Here is a 23,758-nt window from a genome sequence, read left to right as displayed (position 1 = left end):
CTTGCACTCACGCGCGCCGCTTGCCGAGATCGGCGATGTCGACCTTGTGGGTTTCGCGCGCGGTCGATGCGGCCGCGGCCGAGGCGACGCAACAGCCCGCGACGAAGATCGCCACTGGGATCCAGCCGTTCGGACCCTCGCCGACGAGGCTTGCGCTTACCAGCGGCGTGAAGCCGGCGGCGAGGAAGCCAAGCTGGGTGCCGATCGCCGTGCCGGAATAGCGCACCCGCGCTTCGAACATCTCGGCGTAGAACGACGGCCAGATCGCGTTGGGCGCGGAGTAGATGATGTAGAGGCCGATCGCGGCGGCGAAGATCGCGGTCGTGCTGCCCGTCGTCACCAGCATGAAGTAAGGGAACAGCAGCACGGCGCAACCGAGCACGCCGCCGATGAACACCGGCTTGCGGCCGATCTTGTCGGCGAGCAAGGCCCAGAGCGGCTGCGCGAACAGCGCCACGACATTGCCGAGCACGCCGGCCCACAGCATGGTCGGACGCGCGACGCCGAACTTGCTGGTGGCATAGCCGAGCGCGAACACCGCCGTGAGCGTGCTGACGGTCGCGATCAGCGCGCAAACGATCACGCGCAGCACGTCCGGCCAGTAGTCGCGCAGCAGCGCGACGACGGGGAAGCGCGCCACCTGCGCCTTGTCCTTGATGTCCTCGAACACTGGCGTTTCCGGCATGGTCCGGCGCACCAGATAAGCCACCAGCAGCACCAGCGCCGAGAGCAGGAACGGAATGCGCCAGCCCCAGCTCAGCAATTGGTCTTCCGGCATGCCGGCGACGGGAATGAACACCAGCGTTGCCAGGATCGCGCCGGCCTGGGTGCCGCTCAACGTCCAACTCGTGAAGAAGGCGCGGTTGGAATTGGCGGAATGCTCCAGCGTCAGCGAGTTCGCCCCGCTCTGCTCGCCGGCGGCCGACAGGCCCTGCAACAGGCGCAGCAGCGTCAGGATGATGGGCGCGGCATTGCCGATGGTCTTGGCATCAGGCAATAGGCCGATCGCCAGCGTCGAGAAGCCCATCACCACCAGCGTGAACAGCAGCACCGTCTTGCGGCCGATGCGGTCGCCGAAATGGCCGAGGATAACGGCGCCGACGGGGCGCGCGATATAGCCGATGCCGAACGACAGCAGCGCGAGCAGCGTCGCGGTGCCGGGATCGACATTGGCGAAGAACACTTTTGGAAAGATCAGCGCCGCCGCTGTGCCGTAAATGAAGAAGTCGTAGTATTCGAGCATGCTGCCGACGAAGCTGACCAGCGCGGCGCGCTTCGGCAGCTTGTTCTGTGTTGTCTCCGCGCTGGACGGCGCGTGCAGCGATGCAGTTGAGGTCAGGCTCATCAATCGTCCTCCCGTATGCGATGGCGACCGCAGCTCGCGTCATGCCCATCCGGCTTTCCGCAGGCTTTTGCTTCTGGTTGCCGCAACCTTGGTTTCGCCACATAATGTACGAACTAGTACGTTTATGCAAGCATCCTGGATCGTCGGATTGGGCGAAATTTGCCTTCACCTTCAAGGTGATCCATAGAACCGGCGGGAGAAATTGTGATGCTCAAGCGCAAGCCGCCCCCATCCAAGCGCACCAACGACCCCGAACGCACCAAGCGCGACATCCTCGAAGTGGCGATGGCCGAATTCGCCTCGGAGGGCTATTCCGGCGCCCGCGTCGACGCGATCGCCGCGCGGACCCGCACGTCCAAGCGGATGATCTATTATTATTTCGGCGGCAAGGAGCAGCTCTACCTCGCGGTGCTGGAAGAGGCCTATCGCAGCATCCGCGCGCTGGAAGACCAGCTCGATATCGAAAGCTGCGACGCGCGCGAAGGCCTGCGCCGGCTGATCGAGGCGACCTTCGACCACGACGAGCGCAATCCGAACTTCATCCGCCTCGTCTCAATCGAGAACATCCACCACGGCAAGCATCTGAAGCAGAATCTTCAACTGCGTGAGCTCAACGCCAGCGTGATCGCGACGCTCGACAGCATCCTCAAGCGCGGCCGCAGCGAGGGCGCGTTCCGCGACGACGTCGACGCCATCGATCTGCATCTGGCCATCTCCTCCTACTGCTTCTTCCGCGTCGCCAACCGGCATACGTTCGGGGCGCTGTTCGATCGCGACCTGAGCGAGCCGAAGGTGCTGGCGAGGAGCAGAAGCCAGATCGTGGAGATGATCCTGGCGTGGCTGGGGGCGAAGTGACGCTTTCGCCGGCCTGGTCGTAGAAGACGTTTGCACACAGCTATCTCAACATCGTCATTGCGAGCGCAGCGAAGCGATCCAGACTCCTTCCGCGAGGCTCAAGTCTGGATTGCTTCGCTACGCTCGCAATGACGGAGCAAGAAGCAACAGCATACTCCCTCCCCTCACCCCGCCTTCTTCTGCCGCGTACTCGCCGCGAGCACCAGCAGGAACGACGCCGCCGTCATCAGCGTCGAGATCGCGGCGATGGTCGGGTCGATCTCGTCGCGGAGCGCTGTGAACATGCGTTTGGTCAGCGGCTGATACTGGCCGCCGGAAATGAACAGCGCGACGATGGTCTCGTCCATGGCCGAGATGAATGCGAAGATGCTCCCCGCAATCACGCTCGACTTGATCTGCGGCAGCGTCACCGCAAAGAAGCTGCGCAACCGGTTCATACCCAGGCTGCGCGCCACCATCTCCTGCGCGGGATCGAAGCTTTGCAAGCCCGCGAGCACCGAGATGACGACGTAAGGCAAGCCCAGCATCACGTTGGCCAGCACGAGGCCGGGCATGGTCGCGACCAGGCCGACCTTGGCATAGACGAAGAAGATGCCGACCGCGGTAATGATGATGGGCACCACCAGCGGCAGCAGCAGCGCCATGTGGATCAGCCGCATGATGCGCAGTTTCGACTGGCTGATGGCATAGGCAGCGGCGACACCGCACGGCGCTGCGATCACCACGGTGAACAGCGCCACCGTCAGCGTCACCCGCGTCGCCTGCATCCAGGCCGGATTGGAAAAATACTGCTGGTACCAGCGCGTGGAGAACGAGGGCGGCGGGAAGGTCAAAAAGCGCGCACTGGAAAACGAGATCGGCGCGATGATCAGCACGGGCAGGATCAGATAGAGCAGCACCAGCGCGCTGATCACATAGAGGGCAATTCGAGCGGGCGAGACGCGCGTCATTTCTGCCCCAACACGCGATCGAGCGAAATGAAGCGGCTGACGACGAAGAAGATCGCGAGCACACTGAGGAGCAGCACCACCGCGACCGCGCTCGCGGCACCGAACTGGTTGTAGAGCTCGACATTGCGGCTCACCAGCATCGACACCATCACGGTGCGGCCGCCACCCAGCAGCTCCGGCGTGATGTAGAAGCCGAGGCAAAGCACGAACACCATGGTGCAGCCCGCGAGCACGCCCGGCAGCGACAGCGGCAGGAACACGCGAAAGAATGTCAGCGACGGGCTCGCGCCCAGGCTGGCGCCGGCCTGCATCAAGTCACCCGGGATCTTCTGCATGGTGGCGTAGAGCGGCAGCACCATGAACGGCAGCAGGATGTGCACGGTCGCGACCACCGTGCCAAAGGTGTTGTGCACCAGCGCCAGCGGCTCGGAGATCACATCGAGATAGCGCAGGAATTGATTGATCACGCCGGTGCGTTGGAGCAGCGCCAGCCAGGCATAGGCGCGCACCAGCACTGATGTCCAGAACGGCAGCACCACCAGCGACAGGATCAGGATGCTCCAGCCCTTCGGCACGGAATTGGCGAGGTAGGCGACGGGATAGCCGAGCAGCAGCGCGATCACGGTGACCGCGAGGCTGATCTCGAAGGTCAGCGCGAAGCTGCGCCAATAGATGTCCTCGGTGAAGACGCGGCGATAGTTCTCCACTGTAAAGCCGTCATGGTAGATCGACTGCCAGGCCAGCCAGCCGACCGGCAGCACGATCAGAGCCAGGATCACCAGCAGCGCCGGCGACACCAATGCCAGCATCAGGCCGTGCTCGCGGCGCTGATGCTTTTGGGAGGGATCTGGCACTGAAGTCGCCAAGGCTGGCCTCACTCACTTCTGCATGAACGACGCCCAGCGCTTTTCGGCGGCTTCGCCCGCCGGCGAGGACCACCAGGCGTAGGACATCAGCGCCTGTTTCGACGCATTCGCCGGCTCGCTCGGCAATTGCGCTGCGCGCTCGGGGTTGATCACTCCTGTCTCGAACGCCTTGGGATTGCCTGGGCCGTAATCGATGTTGAGCGGCAGATTGGCCTGGTGCACGGGATCGACGGCCTCATTGAGGAACTTTACGGCCGTGTGGAGATTCGGTGCGCCCTTGAGGATGCACAGCGAGGTGCTCTGCAGGATGCCCTGGTTGTAGGTGAAGGCAACCTTGGCGCCTTCCTTGGCGACGGCGCTGACGCGGCCGTTCCAGGCCATCTCCATGTCGACTTCGCCGTCATTGAGCAGCTGCGCCGACTGCGCGCCCGAGGTCCACCACACCGTGATATGCGGCTTGATTTCCTCGAGCTTCCTGAAGGCGCGGTCGACGTCGAGCGGATAGAGCTTGTCAGGCGCGACGCCGTCGGCCATCAGCGCCGCCTCCAACGTCGCGAAGGGATGGTTGCGCAGCGCGCGGCGTCCGGGGAATTTCTTCACGTCCCAGAAATCGGCCCAGCTGTTCGGGGCGTCCTTCGGGAAGGTCTTCTGGCTGTAGGACAGCACGCTGGAATAAAATTCGTAGGAGACCGAATAGGGACTGCGATAGGCTTCCGGCATCGCCGCACCGTTTGGAATCTTCGAGAAGTCGAGCTTCTCCATCAGCCCCTGCTCGCCGCCGCGCAGGCAGTTGCCGGTCGGGGTGTCGACGACGTCCCAGATCGGCTTGCCGCTGCCGACCTGGGTCTTGATCGCCGGCCAGGCGTCGGGGATCGAATCCTGGTTGATGGTGATGCCGAGCTTCTTGGCGGAGGGATCCAGGATCGCCACCGTCTGCGCCTGCTGATAGGCGCCGCCCTGCGAGACGAAGGTGATCTGCTCGGCGGCATCAGCCGAGGTGGTCAATCCCATTGCGCCCACCAGCGCACAGCCCAATCCAAAATTCCGTTTCGTCATCATCCTCGCCTCCTTCAAAGTGATTTCACCGACCGATCGCATCGAGAAACTGGTACCAGCCGGCGATCATGCGCACGGCGGGCTCGCGCAGCGGATAGAACGGAATGGGTTTCATGCGGCTGACGTCGAGCAGTCCGACATCGGGCCTCTCGCCGCGCACGAAGGCGGCGAGATAGCGGCCCATCAGGCTCGACATGGCAACGCCGGCGCCGTTGTAGCCGAGCGAGACCAGGGTGCGGTCGTCGATCGGGCCGGTATGCGGCACCGAGTCCAGCGTCATCGCGACAAGGCCCGACCATTTGTATTCGAGCGGGACATCGGCCAGATCGGGGAAGATGCCGACCATCGCCTTGCGCAGCGCGTCGAACGCGGTTTGCGAATCCTGCTTGCCGAAGGCGCCGCGGCCGCCGAAGATCACGCGATTGTCGACCATCCGGAACCAGCGCATCATGCGCTTGGTCTCGGTGTAGGTGCGCCCCGTCGGCATCAGTTTGCCCGCGAGATTGCGCGGCAGTTTTTCCGTCGCAATGAGGGCGCTGCGGAACGGGATCAGCGTGCGCTGGAGTTGCGCGGTGGCGCCGGTGAGATCGGAATAGCTGTTGGTGGCGATGATCGCCTGCCTGGCGCGCACCGCACCTTGCGGCGTCTCTGCGACGACACCGTCGCCCTCGCGCCGGAGCTTTACGACCGGCGATTCCTGGAAGATCGGCACGCCGCGGCGCGCGACGCCGTCGGCGAGGCCGCGCAGATAATTCAGCGGATGGACGCCGCCCGAGCCGGGATTGAGCACGCCGCCGACGAAAATGTCGGAGCCGGTCTCCTCGCGCACGCCGCGCTTGTCGAGGATACGGACCTCGGCCGAGCCCATTTCGCGCGTCATCCAGTTGGCTTCGTCGATGGCAGCCTTCAGTGTCGTTTCGTTGTGCGCCGCCTTGACCTGGCCGGTGCGGCTCAGGTTCGCACCGGTGATGCCGAACTCGGAGACAAGCTCCTCGACCATGTCGGTGGATTCATGCGCGATCTCGTACATGCGCCTCGCCATGGCGCGGCCATAAGCGGCATCGATCTCGCGAAACGAGAGACGAAACTTTGCGGTGATCACGCCGCCATTGCGCCCGCTCGCGCCCCAGCCCGGCCTGTTGGCCTCGAGCACGACAGGCGCCAGCCCGCTCTTGGCGATGTGGTGCGCGGCGGACAGGCCGGTATAGCCTGCGCCAATGATCACCACATCCGCCTGTCGCTCGCCGGAGAGCACCGGAAAGGCGCGCGCCGGCTCCGCCGTGGCTTCCCACAGCGAGTTGGCCGATGGCAGTGCGCGCCAGTCCCGTGTCATGCCGGCACCCGTCCCTTAAGCCGGGCCGATGGCCGCGTCGGCCAGCGCCTTCAGGGTCGGGTAATGGAAGTCCGGCTTGGTCAGCGTCTCCACCGCCGGCGTGCCGCCGAAACCTGCGATGCCCTGGCGGCGTTCGATCCAGCACACCTTGTAGCCGAGTTTTCGCGCGATCCCGATGTCGTGATACTGGCTCTGCGCGACGTGCAGGATGTCGGACTGCTTGTAGCCGAAGGCGGATTGCCGGCCCTTGTTGTAGGCAAAGAACTCCGGATTCGGCTTTGCCACGCCGGTGTCGTCGGCGCAGACGGTGTCGTCGAAGGGATTGCCGAGCGCATGGGCGTAACAGGAGAGCGCGACGCGGTCGGCATTTGTCATCGCCACCAGGCGAAACCTCGTGCGCAGCCGCTTCAGCGCCTCGACGGAATCGGAGAACGGGCCCCAGCGCAGCACCGAGAGCTGGAACACGTCGCAGGATGCGTCGTCGGCAGGCAAACCGAGCTCGGTGGCGAGATGGCGATAGACGTGGAACATCACCTCGCTGGAGCGCTCGTAATGCTTGTCGCGGCCGCGCTTGTAGGGCTCGAAAATCTGTTCGTCGCTGAGCTCGGCCGCCTTCCTGCCTCCGATCCTGCGCACCGCTTCGAGCACGCCGGTTTCGAAATCGATCAAGGTGCCGACGACGTCGAAGGTGAGAACCTTGAAATTGCTGAACGCGGCTTGGGTCGACATGTGCTTCTTCTCTCAGGTTGCAACAGGGCTTCAGTCCACCCGGGGCACGACGATGGTGTCCTCGGGGTGGAGGGTGACGGTGAGGCTGCCGCCGAGCGGCGGGATACGCAGGTAAGCTTGATGATAGGAAGGCTGGCGCAGGCTGAGCGCGACGCCGCCTTCGAGCGCCAGGAAGATGCGCAGGCTCTCGCCCTGATAGACGATGTCGGTGACCGTGCCGGTCAGCCGGTTGCAGGCGGCATCCTGCGCGCCGTCGTCGATCAAGAGCTTCTCGCTGTGCACGGCGAGCATCAGCGCATCGCTGTCAGGAATGGCGCGGGCGCTGCGCAGCAGCGCGTTGCCGAGCGCGACACTGCAGGCATCGACGCGCCGCACCGGCAGCATCGTCGCCTCGCCGATGAAGCTGGCGACGAAGGCATCGGCCGGGTGGTCGTGCAGGCGCGCGGGCGCGTCGATCTGGATTAGTCTGCCATCCTTCATCACGGCGACGCGGTCGCTCATGGTCAGGGCCTCGCGCTGGTCATGGGTGACGTAGATGATGGTCGCGCCGATGCGCCTGTGCAGTGCGCGCAGCTCGATCTGCATGGTCTCGCGCAACTGCTTGTCGAGCGCCGAGAGCGGCTCGTCCATCAGGATCAGCCGCGGCTCGAAGATCATGGCGCGCGCCAGCGCCACGCGCTGGCGCTGCCCGCCGGAGAGCTGCGCGATGCCGCGCGCCTCGTAGCCGGCAAGGCCGACCATGCTGAGCGCTGCGCGCACCCTGTCAGGCCAGCTCGCCTTCGGCAGGCGGCGTGCGCGCAAGGGAAAGGCGACGTTCTCGCCGACGCTCATATGCGGGAACAGCGCGTAGTTCTGGAACACCACGCCGATGTCGCGCTTGTGCGGCGGCATGTAGGTGACGTCGCGGCCGCCGAACAGGATGGTGCCAGAGGTCGGCAGGATGAAGCCGCCCAAAATTCCGAGCAGCGTGGTCTTGCCGGAGCCGGAAGGACCGAGCAGCGAGACGAACTCGCCGGCGCCGACATTGAGGGACACATCGTCGAGGGCGCGAACGGCGCCATACGCCTTGCTCGCGGACCTGATCTCGACGCTTTCCGCTCGTTTGTCCAACGATCGACCTCGCGCAATCCCGCCATGACGTGCCTGACTGCACGCCATAAGCCTGCTTTATAGACAGGGATTTGCAGCATTCAGAGGCGCGGCGTGCACCGCACCAAATCTTCGCTCGCAGGCCCCTGTCTTTAGGCTGTCATGTCAATGACACCAGACTTGCGAAAATCCGGCAATTGCCAAATTCTCACGCGCCTCATAACATGGGGTTATGCCAGAGCTCCGCCGCATGCTGCCCTCCAGCAACGCCCTGTTCGTCTTCGACGCAGCGGCGCGCAATGGCAGCTTCACGGCCGCCGCCGCCGAATTGAACGTGACGCAGCCGGCGGTGAGCCGCATGCTCGGGCAATTCGAGGAGCATCTCGGCGTGCGGCTGTTCGACCGCAAAGCCGGCCGCGCGGTGCTCACCGAGGAAGGCGAGCTGCTCTATCGCCGCGTGCTCGAGGGCTTTCGCAGCATCGAGACCGGGCTCACCGAGATCGAGCGGCGCCGCAAGGGCACCGAGACGGTGACGCTGTCGGTCTCCTCCGCCTTCACCACGCATTGGCTGATGCCGCGCATCGACAAGCTGCAGAAGCAGTTTCCGCAGGTCGATCTGCGCTTCCAGCTCATCTCCGGCGCGCTGCGCGGGCCGGTGGAGAATGTCGATCTCGGCATGCGCTTTCGTGATCGCGAGGAGCCATCGTCCGGCGGCACGCTGGTGATGAAGGAAGTGATGCTGCCGATGTGCAGCCCGACCTATCTCGACGCGACCGATCCCGCCGAGGGCAACACCATCATTCGCCTCGCCGAGACGCCGGGCGACTGGGCCGCGGATTACGCCTCGCTGCTCACCGGCCGCCGCGGCGCCGCCAAGGGCTTGAGCTTCACCGACTATGCCGTCGTGGTGCAGGCCGCCCTGCTCGGCCAGGGCATCGCGCTCGGCTGGCTCACGGTTGCCTCGCATTGGCTTTTGACCGGCGCATTGGTGCCGGCGTCCGACCGGCTCACCACCACGCGCCGCATTTGCGAATTCCTGCCGCCGCGCAACCGGCCGATGCGCCCGATCGCCGCCGAGATCCGCGACTGGATCATCGCCCAGATGCACAGCGAGATCGCCGCGATCGACAAGCTCTATCCCAAGCTCGGCGCCATGGCGGCTTGCTATTGAGAGCAACCGGCTGATGATCCCCGCAGCTCGAGGCGCTGCTCGGCCAGCGCCGTGCAGAATTCGACGAGCTCCCGCGCCGGCTCCAGGATGTCCGTGTGCGGATATTCCTTCCAGCAGATCGGGAGGTCGGCATTGTCGACCATCGCGTTGCTGAGATGGGTGTGCGGATCGAGCGGGCCGCCGACCATCGTATCCGGTCCGACGAGGCTTCCGAGAGATGACTGGCATGCTGGCTGCCGCGGGCCAGCCTTTGACCCATAGCGATCCTCATGGGTTGCAAACGTCGATAATACAGGTGAATTCTACCTGCGACTTCGATATGTTGCAGTTGCTGCCAGGTTGAGGGGGAAGTCCAGCCATGGCGACGTCAAATGCCGCCGGCTATTCGAGCAGAGTGAACGAGTATGTCTCCGGGCGTCCCGATTATCCGGTGGCCTTGCTCTCTGACCTGCCGCAGTCCGACACGATCATCGAGCTTGGCGCTGGCACCGGGAAATTCACTGAGCTGTTGGCACTGGGCGGAAAGCACATTCTGGCGGTGGAACCGATCGCTGAGATGGCCGCGCGTATTGCGGTTGATCGTCTGGCGGCAGTTGAAGTCCTTATCGGTAGTGCCGAGAGCATTCCGGCGCCTGATAGAGTTGCGGGTCTGGTTTGTTGCGCTACCGCCTTTCATTGGTTCGACTATGAAAAGGCGACACGGGAGATTTTTAGAGTTCTGAAGCCGAACGGCGCTCTCGCTTTGATCTGGAATGTGCGGGACGAGCGCGTACCCTGGGTCGCGGCGTTTTCCAGGATCATGGATGGGTATGCGGGCGATACACCGCGGCAGTCTACCGGCAAATGGCGCGTGATCTTCGACGATGCCCGCTTCCGCCACCTGGTGAGTAAAAGCTATCCATTCAGTCAATCTATGCCGCCCAGCGGAATTCTGCACCGCGCCCTGTCGACCAGCTTCATCGCTGCCTTGTCGAGTGAGGAACAAGACCGCGTTCGCACCGCAGTTGATCGCATCATCCAAAATGATCCCGCGCTGATCGGGCACGATATTGTCGCGTTCCCTTACGTAACGGAGCTGCACCTGTTCGTAAAACAGGGCTGACCGGCAATACTCGGGTTCGTCGGTCGTATCCCATCACTTGCTGCGGTGCATGAAGTCTGGTTATGGCCCATAGCGTTTGGGGGGTAGGCCGGACACGACCGCGGTCACAGCCGGTCTATGCGAATGAACGCTAACGGAAGTCGATGGGTCGCCCAATTTGGCCATCCACGGTCGGTAGGTGTCGTGGCCAATCGCCGGATCGATGCCTCGCGGGTCAATATCCCGGTGCGAGGCGATGTAGTCGATCTCGCCGCGCGTGGTGCCGATGTCCATTAGCTCCACGTCACTTAGCTCGAGCAAAGTGGCGCGCAACTTTTGGCTTTCGCGGCGCTCCTGAAGCGCATCCCGATACTTCCAGATGAAGTTGGCGACATGCCGGATCGATCGGGATGTCTGGTCCAGCCACATTGTGCCGTGCGTCGTGTTCATTGCGGTGTCTCACGGGACCGTTTTTCCTTTACCGGTGCGAGGGTGCCGCGAGAACGGCGGGCACGCTTGATCGACCGCTTACATTTTCCTCACCGGCAGCTTATTCTTGCGATGTCCAGCGCGGCCAAAGCCCGGTTATCGGGGAGCTCTCGTCCAAGGAGTTTCGCGTCTTGCGCTATCTCTTCGAGGAGTACGCATTCGACACTGAGCGGCGCGAACTGCATCGCGGGGCAGACGTCGTCTCCGTGGCGCCACAGGTGTTCGATCTGCTCGAATACCTGATCCGCAATAGGGAGCGCGTCGTCACTAAAGAAAACCTCATCGATGCCATTTGGAACGGGCGCAGCGTTTCGGATGCGGCACTTACGACCCGGCTGAATGTCGCCCGAAGCGCAATCGGCGATTCCGGGGAGGAACAGCGCCTGATCAAGACGTTACCGCGCAAGGGATTCCGCTTCGTCGGACAGGTGCGGGAGGCACGAGAAGTTGCCGGCCCGGATTCGGGCGATGCGCCCGAGAGCGCTCTTGCGCTCCCCGACAAGCCCTCCATCGCGGTGTTGCCGTTCGATAACATGAGCGGCGATCCCGAGCAGGAATATTTTGCGGACGGGATGGTTGAGGAGATCATCACCGCGCTCTCGCGGTTCAAATCGTTGTTCGTGATCGCTCGTAATTCTAGCTTCACCTTCAAAGGCCGAGCCGTCGATATTAAGGAAGTCGGGCGAAGACTTGGCGTGCGCTACGTGCTAGAGGGGTCGGTGCGCAAGGCGTCAGGCAAAGTTCGCATCACTGGGCAGTTGGTTGATGCGGTGACAGGCGCGCACATTTGGGTGGACAGGTTCGAGCGCGACCTGACTGACATTTTCGGTCTTCAGGACGAAGTCACAGTTGCGGTCGTCTCAGCCATTCACCCGAAATTACTTCAAACAGAAATTGCGGAGGCGGCGCGGCGACGACCGAAGAACCTCACCGCGTACGATCTCTATCTTCGAGCCGCGCAACATTACTACCCGATGACTCGTGAAGGAGTGGCCGAGGCGATCAGTCTGGCTCGTCGGGCTTTGGAGCTAGATCCCCGGTTCGGCGCTGTCGCTGCTCTGGCAGGTCTCTGTCACATGAACAACGTCTTGTTCGGCTATGCTGACGATCCTAATTTCGAGCGCGAGGAAGCAATCCGGCTTTCTCGCTATGCATTGAGTGTCGACGATGATGACCCAGACACGTTAGCAATGGCTGCCGCAACCTCGGCATTCATGGTCGGCGATAGTGAACGTGAGATCGAAATCGCAGAGCGGGCGGTCAAGCTCAACCCAAATTCACATCAGGCATGGAATGGCCGAGGCTGGGTCTATACAATTGCAGTTCAGCCGGAGGAAGCGCTCCGCAGCTTTGAACGTGCTATCCGCTTGAGCCCGGTAGACCCGCTGCTATACCGGCCGTTTACTGGGATGGGTGTGGCCTTGATTGAGCTTCGGCGCTTTGACGAGGCAGTCGTCGCTGGAAAGAAGGCCCTTCGTCAGAACCCTTATTCGTCGGCTTACCGCTGTCTCGCCGCCGCTTTCGCCCATCTCGGACGCGACGCCGAGGCGCGTGAGTGGGCGGCGCATGTGCTTAAAGTCGATCCCGCCTTTACAATATCTGCGTGGATCGCCCGAGGCGGGCAATCACGCTGGAAGCTGTATACCGAGGGTCTTCGCAAAGCTGGGTTACCCGAATAAGCTCGGTGCGCGGGTCCCGACGAGGTGATCGAACTGAAACCCTTGTTGCTGCGGTGCATGAGTCCGGAAATGGCCCATCGCAACATATTGCGCGGCCGCCCGAACTTGTCGCTATAGGGGGCAAAGCGGTCGCGGGGAGAGGCGAAGAGTTCACCGATGCTCAATCGCCCGGATGGCGCCTCGCAGCTCGGCTAGACCACGCAGGCGGCCGATTGCGGTGTAGCCGGGATTGGTGCGCTTGGTGGCGGCGAGATCGTCCAGCATGCGATGGCCGTGATCGGGGCGGAATACGATGCGCTCGTCCGGCGAACGCCGTGCGTTCTCCTTCAGCAGCGCCTTCAGCACCGCAATCATGTCGACGTCGCCGTCGAGATGATCGGACTCATGGAACGACAGTCCATCCGACTCGCGCCTGGTCGCGCGCAGATGGGCAAAGGCGATGCGCGGGCCGAAGCGTTCGGCCATCGCGGGCAGATCATTCTCAGCGCGCACGCCGAGCGAGCCCGTGCACAGGCAGATGCCGTTGGCCTTGGACGGAACCGCATCGAACAGCGCCTGATAATCATCGGCGGTCGATGCAATGCGGGGCAGGCCGAACAGCGGCCGCGGCGGATCGTCCGGGTGCAGCGTCAGCGCGACGCCGAGCTGCTCGGCGACCGGCGCGACGCGCTCGAGGAATTCGACGAGGTGCTGCCGCAGCATCTTTGGCGTGATGTCGCGATAGGCATCCAGCTTGTCGCGAAATTGCGGAATGGTCAGCGGCTCGGTGGTCGAGCCCGGCAGCGCGCTCGCGATCGCCATGATGAGATAGTCGATGTCGGCCTGGCTCATCTTGTCGAACCGCGCTTTTGCGCGCGCCTGCTGCTCGGGCGAATATTCCTGCAGCGCCGCCGGACGCTGCAGGATGTGCAGCTCGAACGCCGCAAACCGGTCCTGATCGAAGCGCAGGGCGCGGGCGCCGTTCGGCAGCTCCCATTCGAGATCGGTGCGGCACCAGTCGACCACGGGCATGAAATTGTAACAGATGATCTTGATGCCGGAGGCGGCCACCGCCTCCAGGCTCGCGATCCAGGCGTCGATGGATTTGGTCGCCTTAGCCCCGAGCCGCTTGACGTCGTCAGGAATCGGAATCGATTCCACCACCGACCAGGTCAATGGCGAGCGGCCGGGCTGGCCGTTCTCGATGAAGTTCTTGCGCTCCTCGACCGCCTTGCGCGTCCAGGCCTCGCCAATCGGCACCTGATGCAACGCGGAGACGATATCGCTTGCGCCGGCTTGCCGGACATCGTCCAGCGACACGGGATCGTTGGGCCCGTACCAGCGCCATCCCTCGCGCATCATCGACATTCTCCTAAAGCCTTTTCGAGCGAAGTGGGTACCGGTTCGCGTCAAGAAAACGCGTCAAAACGAGATTCAGTTCGCTGTCAGCACGACCTTGACGCTCTGCGAGCGGTCGAGCGCCAACCGTAGCGCCTCGGGCGCGGTCGACAGCGGTCGCTCGGCGGTGACCAGCGCCAGCACGTCGACGCTGCCCGCACCGATCAGTTCCACCGCGGTCATGAACTCGAGCCCGAAGCGGAACGAGCCGCGCAGGTCGATCTCCTTGGCCATCACCGCATTCGACGGCGTCGGGATCTGGCCGCCCGGCAGATTGCCGATCTGCACCACCACGCCACCGCGCCTGACGATGCCGATGGCACTGGCAAGGCCCGCGGCGGTGCCCGAGACTTCGAAGGCAACGTCATACGGACGCGACGCCGCCTGTGCCTTCAGGCCCTCTTCGCCGCCGGAGACGTTCTCGACATGGGATGCACCGAGCCTGGTCGCGAAGGCCAGCGGCGCCGGCGCGATGTCCGCCACCGTGATATCGGCCATGCCGGCGCGGCGCGCGGCCAGCATGGTGAGAAGCCCGATCGGGCCGGCGCCAAAGATGATGCCGCGCTTGCCCTGGATGTTGCCGGCGCGCGCGACGGCATGCAGGCAGACCGCGAGCGGCTCGGCGAGCGCTGCGGCCTGATAGGAGACGTGGTCGGGGATCTTCACGCATTGCGCCGGGACGGCGTCGAAATAGTTGGCAAAGCCGCCCTGCATGTGCGGCGTCTTCGAGGCCGAACCCATGAAGTAGATATTTTCGCAGAGGTTCTGCCGGCCCTCGCGGCAGGCGACGCAATGGCCGCACCAGCGCGATGGATTGACGGCCACACGGTCGCCGACCTTCAGGTTCGCAGGCATACCTGCGATCTCCACAACCTCGCCCGAGATCTCGTGACCGAGCACCAGCGGCGACTTCACCACGAAATCGCCGGTCCGGGCATGGCGGAAGTAATGCATGTCCGAGCCGCAGATGCCGCCGGCGCCGAAGCGGATCCGCACCATGCCGTCGCCGAGCTTGTCCAGCGGATGCTCGATCATGCGCAAATCTTCGGGCCCAAACAGCGTTGCGGCGAGAGCGGTCGAGGTCATCGGTAAAATCCCATCGTGTCTGCAGCTTCGTTCACCCGCCCCAAACGAGACGAGCAGTCAATCTCATTGCCGCCGCGCACTGCTGCTCTTGGCCGGCACGCCCGAGGATCGTTTTGGCTTCGCCGGGTCGCTGCCGGATCGCGCCGTCCGCTTCCGCGCCGCCGGCGCGCCTGCTGATGTCTCGGCGCCAAAGCTCTGCGCAAAGCGCTCCTGCGAATGCGCGAGGTGATGGCGCATGGCCTCGCGCGCCGCCTTGGGCAGGCCGGCCGCAATGGCATCGCGTACCACCCGGTGCTCGCTCAGCGCCGCGAGCCAGGTGCCGGGGTTTTCGAAATAATGCGCAAGCTGCGCGAAATAGGGATTGAGGCGCTGGTCGAACAGCTCGCCCACCACGCGCACCAGCACGGCATTGCCGAGGCATCCGGCGATCGCGACATGGAAGGCGCGGTCATGGACCATCGAGGCTTCGCCGGAGTGCTCGACATCAGCCATCGCGACCAGCGTGGCGTCGATGCGGGCGATGTCGTCCCTGGTCGCCACGCGCGCGGCCTGCTCGGCGATGGCGCCTTCGAGGAATTCGCGGGCGCGCAGCAGCTCGAACGGCCCTTCAATGACGGCTGATGGCGCGGGCGCGGCGTCGGCGGGCTCGGTCACGTAGATGCCGGAGCCGACGCGAATGCGAACGCGTCCCTCCACTTCGAGGGCGATCAGGGCTTCGCGCACCGTCGGCCGCGAGATCTTGAGCTGCTCGGCGAGCTCGCGCTCGGTCGGCAAGCGGCTGCCGACCGCGTACTCGCCGCTGTCGATCAGGCTTCGCAATTGATCGGCGACCTGGCGATAAAGCCGTCTCGCCTCCACAGCTTCCAGCGGCACGCTGGCCTCCCCGAACGGGTCTTTCCGGGAAGGCTTGCTGCCCGGCGGCCTCGTCGATTTTGGATAATTGGCCTTACCAATTGACCTGATACGGCCGCCATGTCAAGCAGCGGCCAGACCCGGGGAGACGACCATGCGGCTTGGTCACGCCAATCTCGACCTGTTACCAGCGGCCATCCGCCGCCCGGCCTATGACCGTTCCCTGATCACGCCAGGCATCGTGCATCTTGGTCTCGGCGCGTTTCATCGCGCGCATCAGGCTGTCGCCATCGACGATTGCCTTGCCGCGGCTAGCAACTCATCGGCCAGGTCTTGGGGCATCGTCGGCGCGAGCCTGCGCAGCCCTGATACGCGCGATGCCCTCGCCCCGCAGGATCATCTCTACACGGTCGCCGTGCGCGCCGCCGAGGGCACCGAGCATCGTGTCATCGGCGCATTGCTGGACAGCGTCGTCGCGCGCGAGAAGCCGGCTGCGCTGGTCGAGCGGATGGCCGATCCCGCCATTCGCATCGTGTCGCTGACGGTGACCGAAAAGGGCTATTGCCACACGCCGCAGTCAGGCGATCTCGACGAGCGACACCCCGATGTCGTGCACGACCTCAACGATATCGACGCGCCGCGCTCGGCGCCGGGCTTCATCGTGGCGGCGCTGGCGCGGCGGCGGGCGCTGGGCATTGCGCCCTTCACCGTGCTGTGCTGCGACAATCTCGCCGCCAACGGCCACACCGTGCAGCGGATCGTGACGCAATTCGCCGCGCTCCGCTCAAAGGAGCTCGGCAAGTGGATCGCCGATTTTGCCACCTTCCCCTGCACCATGGTCGACCGCATCGTGCCTGAAACGACCCAGGCCGATCGTGATGCGGTCGCAGCAGTGCTCGGAATGCGTGACGCCTGGCCTGTGATGACCGAGCCCTTCACGCAATGGGTGGTCGAGGATCGCTTTGCCGCAGGAAGGCCCGATCTCGCCGCGGCAGGTGTCGAGCTTGTCAGCGACGTCAAGCCGTTCGAGCTGATGAAGCTGCGGCTGCTCAATGCCAGCCATTCAGCGCTCGCCTATCTCGGCTACCTCGCCGGGTACGAGACCATCGCCGACACCATGCAGGATCCGCATTTCGCGCGCCTCGCCGCACGGGTGATGGAAGAGGCCGCGGTGACGTTGACGATGCCTGCAGGCACCGATCTTACCGCCTATCGCGCCTCCCTGCTCCAGCGTTTTGCCAATCCGGCGTTGCATCATCGCACCTGGCAGATCGCGATGGACGGCTCGCAAAAGCTGCCGCAGCGCCTGCTCGGGACGATGCAGGATCGTCTCGCCAGGAACCTGCCGATCGCCCCCCATGCGCTCGCGGTGGCCGGCTGGATGCGCTACGTCACCGCGTCCGACGAGCAGGGCCGCGCCATCGACGTGCGCGATCCCTTCGCGGCCGAGCTGGCGGCGCTGGCGCGCGAGGCCGGTCCCGTCGCGGAACGGCTTGCGCCTGCATTGCTCCGCGTCACGAAAGTGTTCGGGCCGCTTGGCGCCGAGCCGCGGCTGCGCGAGGCGGTGACCGCAGCGCTGGGGCGCCTCTACACGGAAGGCGCGCAGCGCGCGGTGGAGATGCTCGTTTCGGCATGACCAGAAACTGGGCAGCGATGCTGCACTGCGTTCAAAGTCGGACTGAAGTCGCGCTTGATTTTTGCCTTCCATTGCCCCACCCGAGAGAGATGGCAAAGGACAGCAAGGTCATCGCCGCGAACGCGGCTTTTTACACCGCTTTTGCGACGGGCGATTTTGACGGCATGAAGCGGATGTGGGCGGACGACGACGCCATCTCCTGCATTCATCCCGGCTGGCCCGCGATCGTTGGCCATGCCACTGTCATCGGCAGCTGGCGCGACATCCTGCAAAACCCTGAGAGGCCGCAGATCGTCTGCGCCGAACCGCAGGCGATCGTCGACGGCGACAGCGCCCGCGTGCTCTGCATCGAGATCGTCGACGGAACCGCGCTGGCTGCCGCCAACCATTTTCGCCGCGTCGGCGACGACTGGCGCATGGTGCATCACCAGTCGAGCCCGATCGCGCAGATTGTCGAGCAGGCTGAGGACGATAGGGCGAGCCACCGGGTGCACTGAGGGCAACCCTCACGCCGGCGTGATGTACTGTGCATGGGGTTGTTTTCAGTTTCTTGACGTGATGGCGAGTTCCGACTGCACGGGAGACGCATGCGGCTCTTTATCCTTGGCCTCGGCTATAGCGCCCGGCATTTCGTCCGCAGGTTCGGCGGCAGCTTCTCGCATGTCGCCGGCACCGTGCGCGATCCCGCCACGCGGGACGATCTCGCCGGCGTCGAGCTGCATGGCTTTTCCGGCGGCCGCCCGGCTGATGCGACCGTCAATCGCATCCGCGATGCCGATGTTCTCCTGATCTCGATCCCACCTGACAGCAGCGGCGATCCCGCGCTCGCAGCGCTCGGCGATGTGCTGGCAACAGGCCGCCGCAAGGTCGTCTATCTCTCCACCATCGGCGTCTATGGCGATCATGCCGGGGGATGGGTCGACGAGAGCACGCCGCCGCAGTCTTCCCTCGATCGCGCCCGGCTGCGCGTCGCGGCGGAGCAGGCCTGGACCGAGACGACGCAAGGCGATGTTGCGATCCTGCGCCTTGCCGGCATCTACGGTCCCGGCCGCAACGCGCTGGTGACGCTGCGTGGCGGCACCGCCCGCCGCATCATCAAGCCCGGCCAGGTATTCAACCGCATCCATGTCGACGACATCGCGAGCGCCATCATGGCCGCGATCACCCACGCCAGCGGCGGCACCTGGAACGTCTGCGACGACGAGCCCGCACCGCCGCAAGACGTGGTCACCTATGCCGCACAGCTGATGGGCATCGCGCCGCCGGCCGAAGAAGCGTTTGCGACGGCCGAGATGTCGGCGATGGCGCGCAGCTTCTATGCCAGCAGCGCCCGCGTCTCCAATGCGAAACTGAAGCGCGAGCTCGGCGTCACGCTGGCCTATCCGACCTATCGGCACGGTCTCGATGCGCTGTGGCCGGCATCTCCTCGGAGCCGACCTTGATCTTGCGAGCTGCGGCCGGATCATCACCGGCTGGAGGCCGAGACGATCTGCCAGCCAGCCGCCAACCAGCGCGCCCGCGAACTGAATGCCTCCTGACGGCACTCGCGAATTTCCCGGTACGATTTCCGTGCCCGATTTAACCGTGTAGCCGCATTGCGTCGCAACATCCATTAACCGAAAAATCGGGTTCGCCCGCCCCTTGCCCGGGATCGTTGCCGCAGCAACACATGATGTTGCCCGAACACAGCGGGCCCGCACCATTTGACTGAAATTTTCGGATCAGTTGAGCTTTGCAGTTTACTCGAACTTTCTTTGTGACGCTCTAGTTCCACTCCCGAATGTTCCATCTCCAGAACGGAGAAGCGTCTTCCAAGCGCGGCATGTTCCTTTGGTCTCGCGCGAAGCAACGCTAGACGGCTTCATTCCGAACCCGCAGCGATTGCGCCCCCGAACGCTCGATTGAACAAAGCTTGATCCTATCTGGCATCGAAATGAATTTGGCTCGCGAAGCAATCGAATTGTTGGGACAGGTGGCGCGGATCCTGTGGTTCGAAGGCACCAAGCATGGCATGCGGGATCGCGAGTGGATGGCGCTGCGCTTCCTCTTCCGTGCGAATCGGTTCTCACGGACGCCGTCGGCGCTGGCAAGCTATGTCGGCACGACGCGCGGCACCGCCTCCTTCATCATCGGCGAGCTCGAACGCCTCGGTTATGTGGAGCGAACCCGCTCCTCCAAGGACAAGCGCTCGGTCATGCTTAGCGTGACGCAGCAAGGCAAGAAGTTTCTGGCCCGCGATCCGGTCAACGGCCTGGTCGATGCCTTCGCCGTTCTCGACGATGACAGCAAGCTTCGCTTCCGCGACACGTTGCGTCACGTGCTCGATCAGGCGGATGCCGCCGAACAGCGGCACCACACCGACATCTGCAAGCGATGCATCTTCCTGCGGGAGGATCGCACAGCTTCCGAGAACAAGTCGACGGTCGAGTTCACCTGCCGGCTGTTTCGTGCGCCGATCGCGGAGGCCGAGATCGAGCTGCTATGCACCAGCTTCGAGCATCACCGACAATAGAAGCCTCCGCCGCTCACTTGCGTGCTGAATAGATGACACCGCCGCCGCTGGTTTCCACGACGAGACGGCCGTTCTCGTTCCTGATCTCCTCGATCCGACCGAGATTCGGCACCTGCTGCCCGAGCACGGCCTCGACGACACCGTTCGGGCCCTGCAGGATCGCGATGCCCTCATAGGCCTGGCGAACCGACCAGCCCTTGACCACTTTGCGCGGCGCCGAGCTGCGCTCGACCGGAGCCACCGAGCCCGTGGTCTCCGGCGCGGCCACCGACGCGATCACCGGCATCGCCGGCGACGGCTGCGCGGCGACTTGCACCGGCGCCTGGATTTGGGCCTGGGCGAGCCTGTCGAGCTTCGCCGTCGAAGACGAACTGACTCGCTCGATACGATCCAGATTTTCGGCAAACCGGCCGAAACGATCGCTGGTTGCCTTGCTTGATTGATCGACCGCGGTGCGCAGGCCATCGAGATTCTCTGATACGCCGGACAATTGCTTGCGGAGCTGGGCGACCGTTTCGCGCAGATTCCTGATCTCCGCATTGGCCGTGGCATTGGTCTGGCCCGGCTGCGTGGTGAGATAGGCAATAACGCCGGTGCACGCGCAGACCACCAGGATGGCGGCAATCGCCAGTGTCGCGAGCGGAACGACCCAAGCCGGGCGCGGCGGCGGCGGCTTGGCTACGATCATCGCCGGCTTGATGACGGCAGGCGCAGGCTTTGGTATCGCCATCTTGTCGAGGCGCGCCTTGGCACGAATGCGCTTCAATCCTTCGAGCGCCTCTTTCGCTGCGGCTTCGTCGTTCGACAATGATGCAGGCTTCGCGCCTGCCGCGGGCTTGGCCGTGCGCGTGTTATTATTGGGCTTGGTATCGCGTGTGTCCGGAGCAAGCTTCGCAGCTGCGGTCAAATCCGCAGCTTCAGCGGGACGCGTTTTTCCATCGGACAACATTTGAAATGCTCCGTTCGTTTTGATCTGTCGAACGAAGCTAGATGGCGAAGCTTGCCTGAAACGTGCGCGTCAGAACTTTTTCGTCGCGCATGAAGCACAGGCGAGCCTGGCGCATCATGCGTGACTCAAAAGTGCGACTCGAAAGACACACACTCGCCAAGATTTTGCCAAGCTGGAGTCTCGCCGCCATACATGAGTCGAATTGTCGCACGTGAGTCCCCGGCCAGAGGAGTCAATCCCGGGTTGAAAATCCCCGGTATGACGGCTCAGTGACACGACTCAAAATGGCTTTGTTTGTACGGGCATAGGAACTTTATAACCGCTAAGGTGCAAAACTGGTTCGAATTTCAAATCAACTGATGCGTTCGGACATACAAAGAGACAACTGGAAACAAACCAACAGCATCAAGCACACGTAGCAAACGCTTTGTTCCGCACGCTTGATCGGAAATCGGCAATTGTTACGGTCTGTCTTAAGTGATTCTCGCCCGTTGGCGAGGAGATCGACAGAGTTCAGTGGCGTTCGGACGCGATGAGCAACGTAACGCAGCTGTACTACGTCGCTATCTCAATCCGCCCCGCAAGGTGATCTGTAGACACCCGCCGGGCTTCACGCAGTAAGCGTTCAGTATCGAGTCGAAGTAGCAGGCCCACACATGTGGGCACTGAATGCGTAGGGCTGCCCGCGAATGTCGAGACCACAATAACGGTTCGCGGGAGGGAATATCGTCAAACAGCATGGCCGCCGAACCGGGGCATCACAACAAACCTCCCGGCTACAGCAAGTGCGAAACAGGGGCGAAAGACTGATGTATATTATCGTTGATGATCGCGAGAGCGTCACGAACAGCTACGTAGGAGGGCTCGTTCGCGAAGGCGTATCGTCGATCGGCTTCTCCTCCGGAGAATTCTGGGACTGGCTGCAATCCGCGAGTGAATCGGACCTTGCAGCCGTCGATGCCTTCCTTCTGGGGGACTGCGATGCCCGCGGAAGCCTGCCGCGGGCGATGCGCAAGCGGTCTGCGGCTCCGATCATCGCCATGAGCGGCCAAAAGATGCTCAAGAATACGCTGGAGCTGTTCGAATCCGGTGTGGACGACGTCGTCCACGTACCGATCCATCTGCGTGAGATCCTCGCCCGAACGGCCGCGATCGCTCGCCGCCGGGTCGGAGAGTTGCCAAGGCCCTGCGAGACCAGGATCCAGGTCTTCTTCAACGGACGTGACCCCGAAATCGCGGGCCACGCCCTGACGCTGCCCCGCCGCGAGCTGCGCATCCTCGAATATATGGTCAGCAACCACGGCAAATGGATCACCAAGACGCAGATCTTCAACGCGGTCTACGGCATCTTTGAATCCACCTTCGACGAGAGCGTGATCGAAAGTCACGTCAGCAAGCTACGCAAGAAGCTCCGCGACCGCCTCGGTTTCGACGCGATCGTGGCCCGCCGCTATGTCGGATACCGGCTCAACATCCCGGCCAATGAGACGATCGACGAGCCGATGCAGGAGCTCGACGAGGTCGGCATCCTCCTGAACCGGGCTCATGCCGCGCCTGCGGCCTACCCGGCCGGCAACTGACGCGGCAAGCCGGCTCGCAAACGACCCCCGGCCCCTGCGGGAAGCTCCCGCAGGGGCCGGTTGTTTTTCACAGCCGGGATATCGTCAGGCCTGCGCGGTTTCGCGGACAGGCGCGCTACGGCTTCTGCTGGAATTCTTCCTTGGAGACGTAGTTGAAGTCCTCGACCAGGACGTCCTGGACGATGTCGGCCTGCATCCGCTCGTTGACGCGCTGCTTGATCGCCGAGGTGAGGACGGAGAGATCGTAACGGGCAAGCTTCCTGAAATCGAGCTTGTCGTCAGCGTAGATCCTGCGGAAGGCCTCGTCGACGACGAATGCCTCCGGCGGAACGGTCAGCTGGTGCATGGTCTTCGCCTCAACTGTGTAGACGAAGCGCGCGACGATGTAGCCCTGCACAGCGCCGCCCTCGACCATGGGCACGCTCAGCGCCCGCGTCTTCTGGTATTGCAGCCCTTCAAGATATTCGTCCTTCGCGGGCAGCAGGCTGCCATTTTCCTTCCAATAGGCAACCCCATAGCTCGTCCCCGCGGTGAGGATGCATACCCAGAGCCCGGCCAGCACCAGCTTGATCATTTTCTGTCCTGCGCTGCGCGACCGGTGTACGTGCCGTCCGATTCGGCTTCCTTGATCGCCCTGAGGATGATGCTCGCGACTTCACGCACGGCGTCGTAGTGCATTTCGAGGAGAGAGCGGTTTCGCTCGAGCTTCTCGCGCAGCCGCTGAATTTCCTCGGTGATCTCGGTTTCGCTGCCGAGATGCATCCGCGCCCGCATCAGGCGGACGAATTCGAGCATGCTCCGGCTCTTGCGGGCGCTGAAGTCGTCGAAGTCGACCTTCTGTCCGGTGGCGAGCGCGACAGTCTCCTCCTCGACAATGGTTTCGAGCCGGCGAATTGCGATCAGCAATCCGCGGACCTCTTCGGACCGCACCACCTCCAACCTCGCCGCTTCAGGGTCGTCGGGCGTCATGTCGCTGGCGACACGAGGCAGGAGCGCAGGCAACAGAACGTCGCTCGGCGCAGCCTCCGTCAGGGCCTCGATGTCGAGGACGTGTTGCTCAATGACCGGCTGCTCCATCACCTGGGCCGTCGCGCCTTGTTCTACCTGCATAGCAAATCCACCC

23 protein-coding genes and 1 pseudogene are annotated in these 23,758 nt (G+C 63.6%); 9 read left to right on the top strand and 15 right to left on the bottom strand.

Annotated elements, in window-relative coordinates:
* Nucleotides 1–7 precede the first annotated feature (7 nt).
* Nucleotides 8–1,345 carry an MFS transporter gene (locus ACNJX9_RS10470; protein WP_220006511.1) on the bottom strand — a complete coding sequence of 446 codons (1,338 nt, stop codon included), beginning with the start codon at nucleotides 1,343–1,345 and terminating at the stop codon, nucleotides 8–10.
* A gap of 207 nt (nucleotides 1,346–1,552) precedes the next feature.
* Between ACNJX9_RS10470 and ACNJX9_RS10465 the strand changes: the two genes are divergently transcribed.
* Entirely contained in the window at nucleotides 1,553–2,200 is a 648-nt protein-coding gene (locus tag ACNJX9_RS10465; RefSeq protein ID WP_057742945.1) for a TetR/AcrR family transcriptional regulator, read from the top strand.
* A gap of 164 nt (nucleotides 2,201–2,364) precedes the next feature.
* Here the strand turns inward: ACNJX9_RS10465 and ACNJX9_RS10460 are convergent, their stop codons facing one another.
* From ACNJX9_RS10460 to ACNJX9_RS10435, 6 genes are all read right to left on the bottom strand, one after another.
* A complete protein-coding gene (locus tag ACNJX9_RS10460) occupies nucleotides 2,365–3,150 on the bottom strand; it encodes an ABC transporter permease (protein WP_439408689.1) in 786 nt (261 codons plus the stop codon).
* A complete protein-coding gene (locus ACNJX9_RS10455) occupies nucleotides 3,147–3,959 on the bottom strand; it encodes an ABC transporter permease (protein WP_057742940.1) in 813 nt (270 codons plus the stop codon). Before ACNJX9_RS10455 ends, ACNJX9_RS10460 begins: the two co-directional genes overlap by 4 nt.
* 69 nt (nucleotides 3,960–4,028) lie before the next feature.
* Complete coding sequence (locus ACNJX9_RS10450; protein ID WP_439408688.1) at nucleotides 4,029–5,075, bottom strand: ABC transporter substrate-binding protein; 1,047 nt, start codon at nucleotides 5,073–5,075, stop codon at nucleotides 4,029–4,031.
* 22 nt (nucleotides 5,076–5,097) lie between these two features.
* The gene (locus ACNJX9_RS10445) at nucleotides 5,098–6,405 is read right to left on the bottom strand and encodes an NAD(P)/FAD-dependent oxidoreductase (RefSeq protein ID WP_439408687.1); all 1,308 of its coding nucleotides are present in this window, start codon (nucleotides 6,403–6,405) and stop codon (nucleotides 5,098–5,100) included.
* A 15-nt stretch (nucleotides 6,406–6,420) separates the two neighbouring features.
* Nucleotides 6,421–7,134 (bottom strand): HAD family hydrolase, encoded by a 714-nt coding sequence (locus ACNJX9_RS10440; protein ID WP_439408686.1) that lies wholly within the window; start codon nucleotides 7,132–7,134, stop codon nucleotides 6,421–6,423.
* Nucleotides 7,135–7,164: 30 nt separating this feature from the next.
* Nucleotides 7,165–8,244, bottom strand: a complete 1,080-nt coding sequence (locus tag ACNJX9_RS10435) for an ABC transporter ATP-binding protein (protein WP_439408685.1) — start codon at nucleotides 8,242–8,244, stop codon at nucleotides 7,165–7,167.
* 211 nt (nucleotides 8,245–8,455) lie between these two features.
* Here ACNJX9_RS10435 and ACNJX9_RS10430 point away from each other — a divergent pair, with 211 nt between their 5' ends.
* Nucleotides 8,456–9,394, top strand: coding sequence for a LysR family transcriptional regulator (locus ACNJX9_RS10430; RefSeq protein ID WP_271602366.1), 939 nt, complete (start codon nucleotides 8,456–8,458; stop codon nucleotides 9,392–9,394).
* Here ACNJX9_RS10430 and ACNJX9_RS10425 read toward each other — a convergent pair.
* Nucleotides 9,388–9,591, bottom strand: a pseudogene (locus ACNJX9_RS10425) (M81 family metallopeptidase); the annotation flags it as partial. The gene ACNJX9_RS10430 and the pseudogene ACNJX9_RS10425 overlap by 7 nt on opposite strands.
* Before the next feature lie 161 nt (nucleotides 9,592–9,752).
* Between ACNJX9_RS10425 and ACNJX9_RS10420 the strand changes: the two are divergent.
* Entirely contained in the window at nucleotides 9,753–10,496 is a 744-nt protein-coding gene (locus ACNJX9_RS10420; protein ID WP_439408684.1) for a class I SAM-dependent methyltransferase, read from the top strand.
* A gap of 60 nt (nucleotides 10,497–10,556) precedes the next feature.
* Here ACNJX9_RS10420 and ACNJX9_RS10415 read toward each other — a convergent pair whose 3' ends face one another.
* Nucleotides 10,557–10,925 (bottom strand): DUF1127 domain-containing protein, encoded by a 369-nt coding sequence (locus tag ACNJX9_RS10415; RefSeq protein WP_439408683.1) that lies wholly within the window; start codon nucleotides 10,923–10,925, stop codon nucleotides 10,557–10,559.
* 170 nt (nucleotides 10,926–11,095) lie between these two features.
* On the opposite strand from ACNJX9_RS10415, the gene ACNJX9_RS10410 reads away from it, so the two are divergent.
* Nucleotides 11,096–12,643, top strand: a complete 1,548-nt coding sequence (locus ACNJX9_RS10410; protein ID WP_439408682.1) for a winged helix-turn-helix domain-containing protein — start codon at nucleotides 11,096–11,098, stop codon at nucleotides 12,641–12,643.
* 150 nt (nucleotides 12,644–12,793) lie between these two features.
* On the opposite strand, the gene uxuA is transcribed toward ACNJX9_RS10410, so the two are convergent.
* From uxuA to ACNJX9_RS10395, 3 genes are all read right to left on the bottom strand, one after another.
* The gene (gene uxuA / locus ACNJX9_RS10405; protein WP_439410040.1) at nucleotides 12,794–13,981 is read right to left on the bottom strand and encodes a mannonate dehydratase; all 1,188 of its coding nucleotides are present in this window, start codon (nucleotides 13,979–13,981) and stop codon (nucleotides 12,794–12,796) included.
* Nucleotides 13,982–14,056: 75 nt separating this feature from the next.
* Complete coding sequence (locus ACNJX9_RS10400) at nucleotides 14,057–15,106, bottom strand: L-idonate 5-dehydrogenase (RefSeq protein ID WP_057742924.1); 1,050 nt, start codon at nucleotides 15,104–15,106, stop codon at nucleotides 14,057–14,059.
* Nucleotides 15,107–15,169: 63 nt separating this feature from the next.
* Nucleotides 15,170–15,979 (bottom strand): FadR/GntR family transcriptional regulator, encoded by an 810-nt coding sequence (locus ACNJX9_RS10395; protein ID WP_439408681.1) that lies wholly within the window; start codon nucleotides 15,977–15,979, stop codon nucleotides 15,170–15,172.
* A gap of 133 nt (nucleotides 15,980–16,112) precedes the next feature.
* On the opposite strand from ACNJX9_RS10395, the gene ACNJX9_RS10390 reads away from it, so the two are divergent.
* From ACNJX9_RS10390 to ACNJX9_RS10375, 4 genes are all read left to right on the top strand, one after another.
* Nucleotides 16,113–17,594, top strand: a complete 1,482-nt coding sequence (locus tag ACNJX9_RS10390) for a mannitol dehydrogenase family protein (RefSeq protein ID WP_439408680.1) — start codon at nucleotides 16,113–16,115, stop codon at nucleotides 17,592–17,594.
* 89 nt (nucleotides 17,595–17,683) lie between these two features.
* Complete coding sequence (locus tag ACNJX9_RS10385; RefSeq protein WP_439408679.1) at nucleotides 17,684–18,091, top strand: nuclear transport factor 2 family protein; 408 nt, start codon at nucleotides 17,684–17,686, stop codon at nucleotides 18,089–18,091.
* Nucleotides 18,092–18,181: 90 nt separating this feature from the next.
* Complete coding sequence (locus ACNJX9_RS10380) at nucleotides 18,182–19,036, top strand: SDR family oxidoreductase (protein WP_439408678.1); 855 nt, start codon at nucleotides 18,182–18,184, stop codon at nucleotides 19,034–19,036.
* A gap of 491 nt (nucleotides 19,037–19,527) precedes the next feature.
* Nucleotides 19,528–20,106, top strand: a complete 579-nt coding sequence (locus ACNJX9_RS10375) for a MarR family winged helix-turn-helix transcriptional regulator (protein ID WP_439408677.1) — start codon at nucleotides 19,528–19,530, stop codon at nucleotides 20,104–20,106.
* A gap of 13 nt (nucleotides 20,107–20,119) precedes the next feature.
* Here the strand turns inward: ACNJX9_RS10375 and ACNJX9_RS10370 are convergent, their stop codons facing one another.
* The gene (locus tag ACNJX9_RS10370; protein WP_057742915.1) at nucleotides 20,120–21,055 is read right to left on the bottom strand and encodes a hypothetical protein; all 936 of its coding nucleotides are present in this window, start codon (nucleotides 21,053–21,055) and stop codon (nucleotides 20,120–20,122) included.
* A gap of 809 nt (nucleotides 21,056–21,864) precedes the next feature.
* Between ACNJX9_RS10370 and ACNJX9_RS10365 the strand changes: the two genes are divergently transcribed.
* Complete coding sequence (locus ACNJX9_RS10365; RefSeq protein ID WP_439408676.1) at nucleotides 21,865–22,635, top strand: response regulator transcription factor; 771 nt, start codon at nucleotides 21,865–21,867, stop codon at nucleotides 22,633–22,635.
* Between the two features lie 115 nt (nucleotides 22,636–22,750).
* On the opposite strand, the gene ACNJX9_RS10360 is transcribed toward ACNJX9_RS10365, so the two are convergent.
* Nucleotides 22,751–23,209: a hypothetical protein gene (locus ACNJX9_RS10360; protein ID WP_439408675.1), complete on the bottom strand. Its 459-nt coding sequence runs from the start codon at nucleotides 23,207–23,209 to the stop codon at nucleotides 22,751–22,753.
* Nucleotides 23,206–23,745, bottom strand: coding sequence for a flagellar biosynthesis protein FlgN (locus ACNJX9_RS10355; protein WP_439408674.1), 540 nt, complete (start codon nucleotides 23,743–23,745; stop codon nucleotides 23,206–23,208). The genes ACNJX9_RS10360 and ACNJX9_RS10355 overlap by 4 nt, the downstream gene beginning before the upstream one ends.
* Between the last annotated feature and the right edge of the window lie 13 nt (nucleotides 23,746–23,758).

The organism is Bradyrhizobium sp. BLXBL-03, from assembly GCF_051853015.1.
Classification (GTDB): Bacteria; Pseudomonadota; Alphaproteobacteria; order Rhizobiales; family Xanthobacteraceae; genus Bradyrhizobium; species Bradyrhizobium manausense.
Note: the sequence above shows the minus strand (reverse complement) of the source record. Positions and strands in the feature narration are given on the sequence as shown.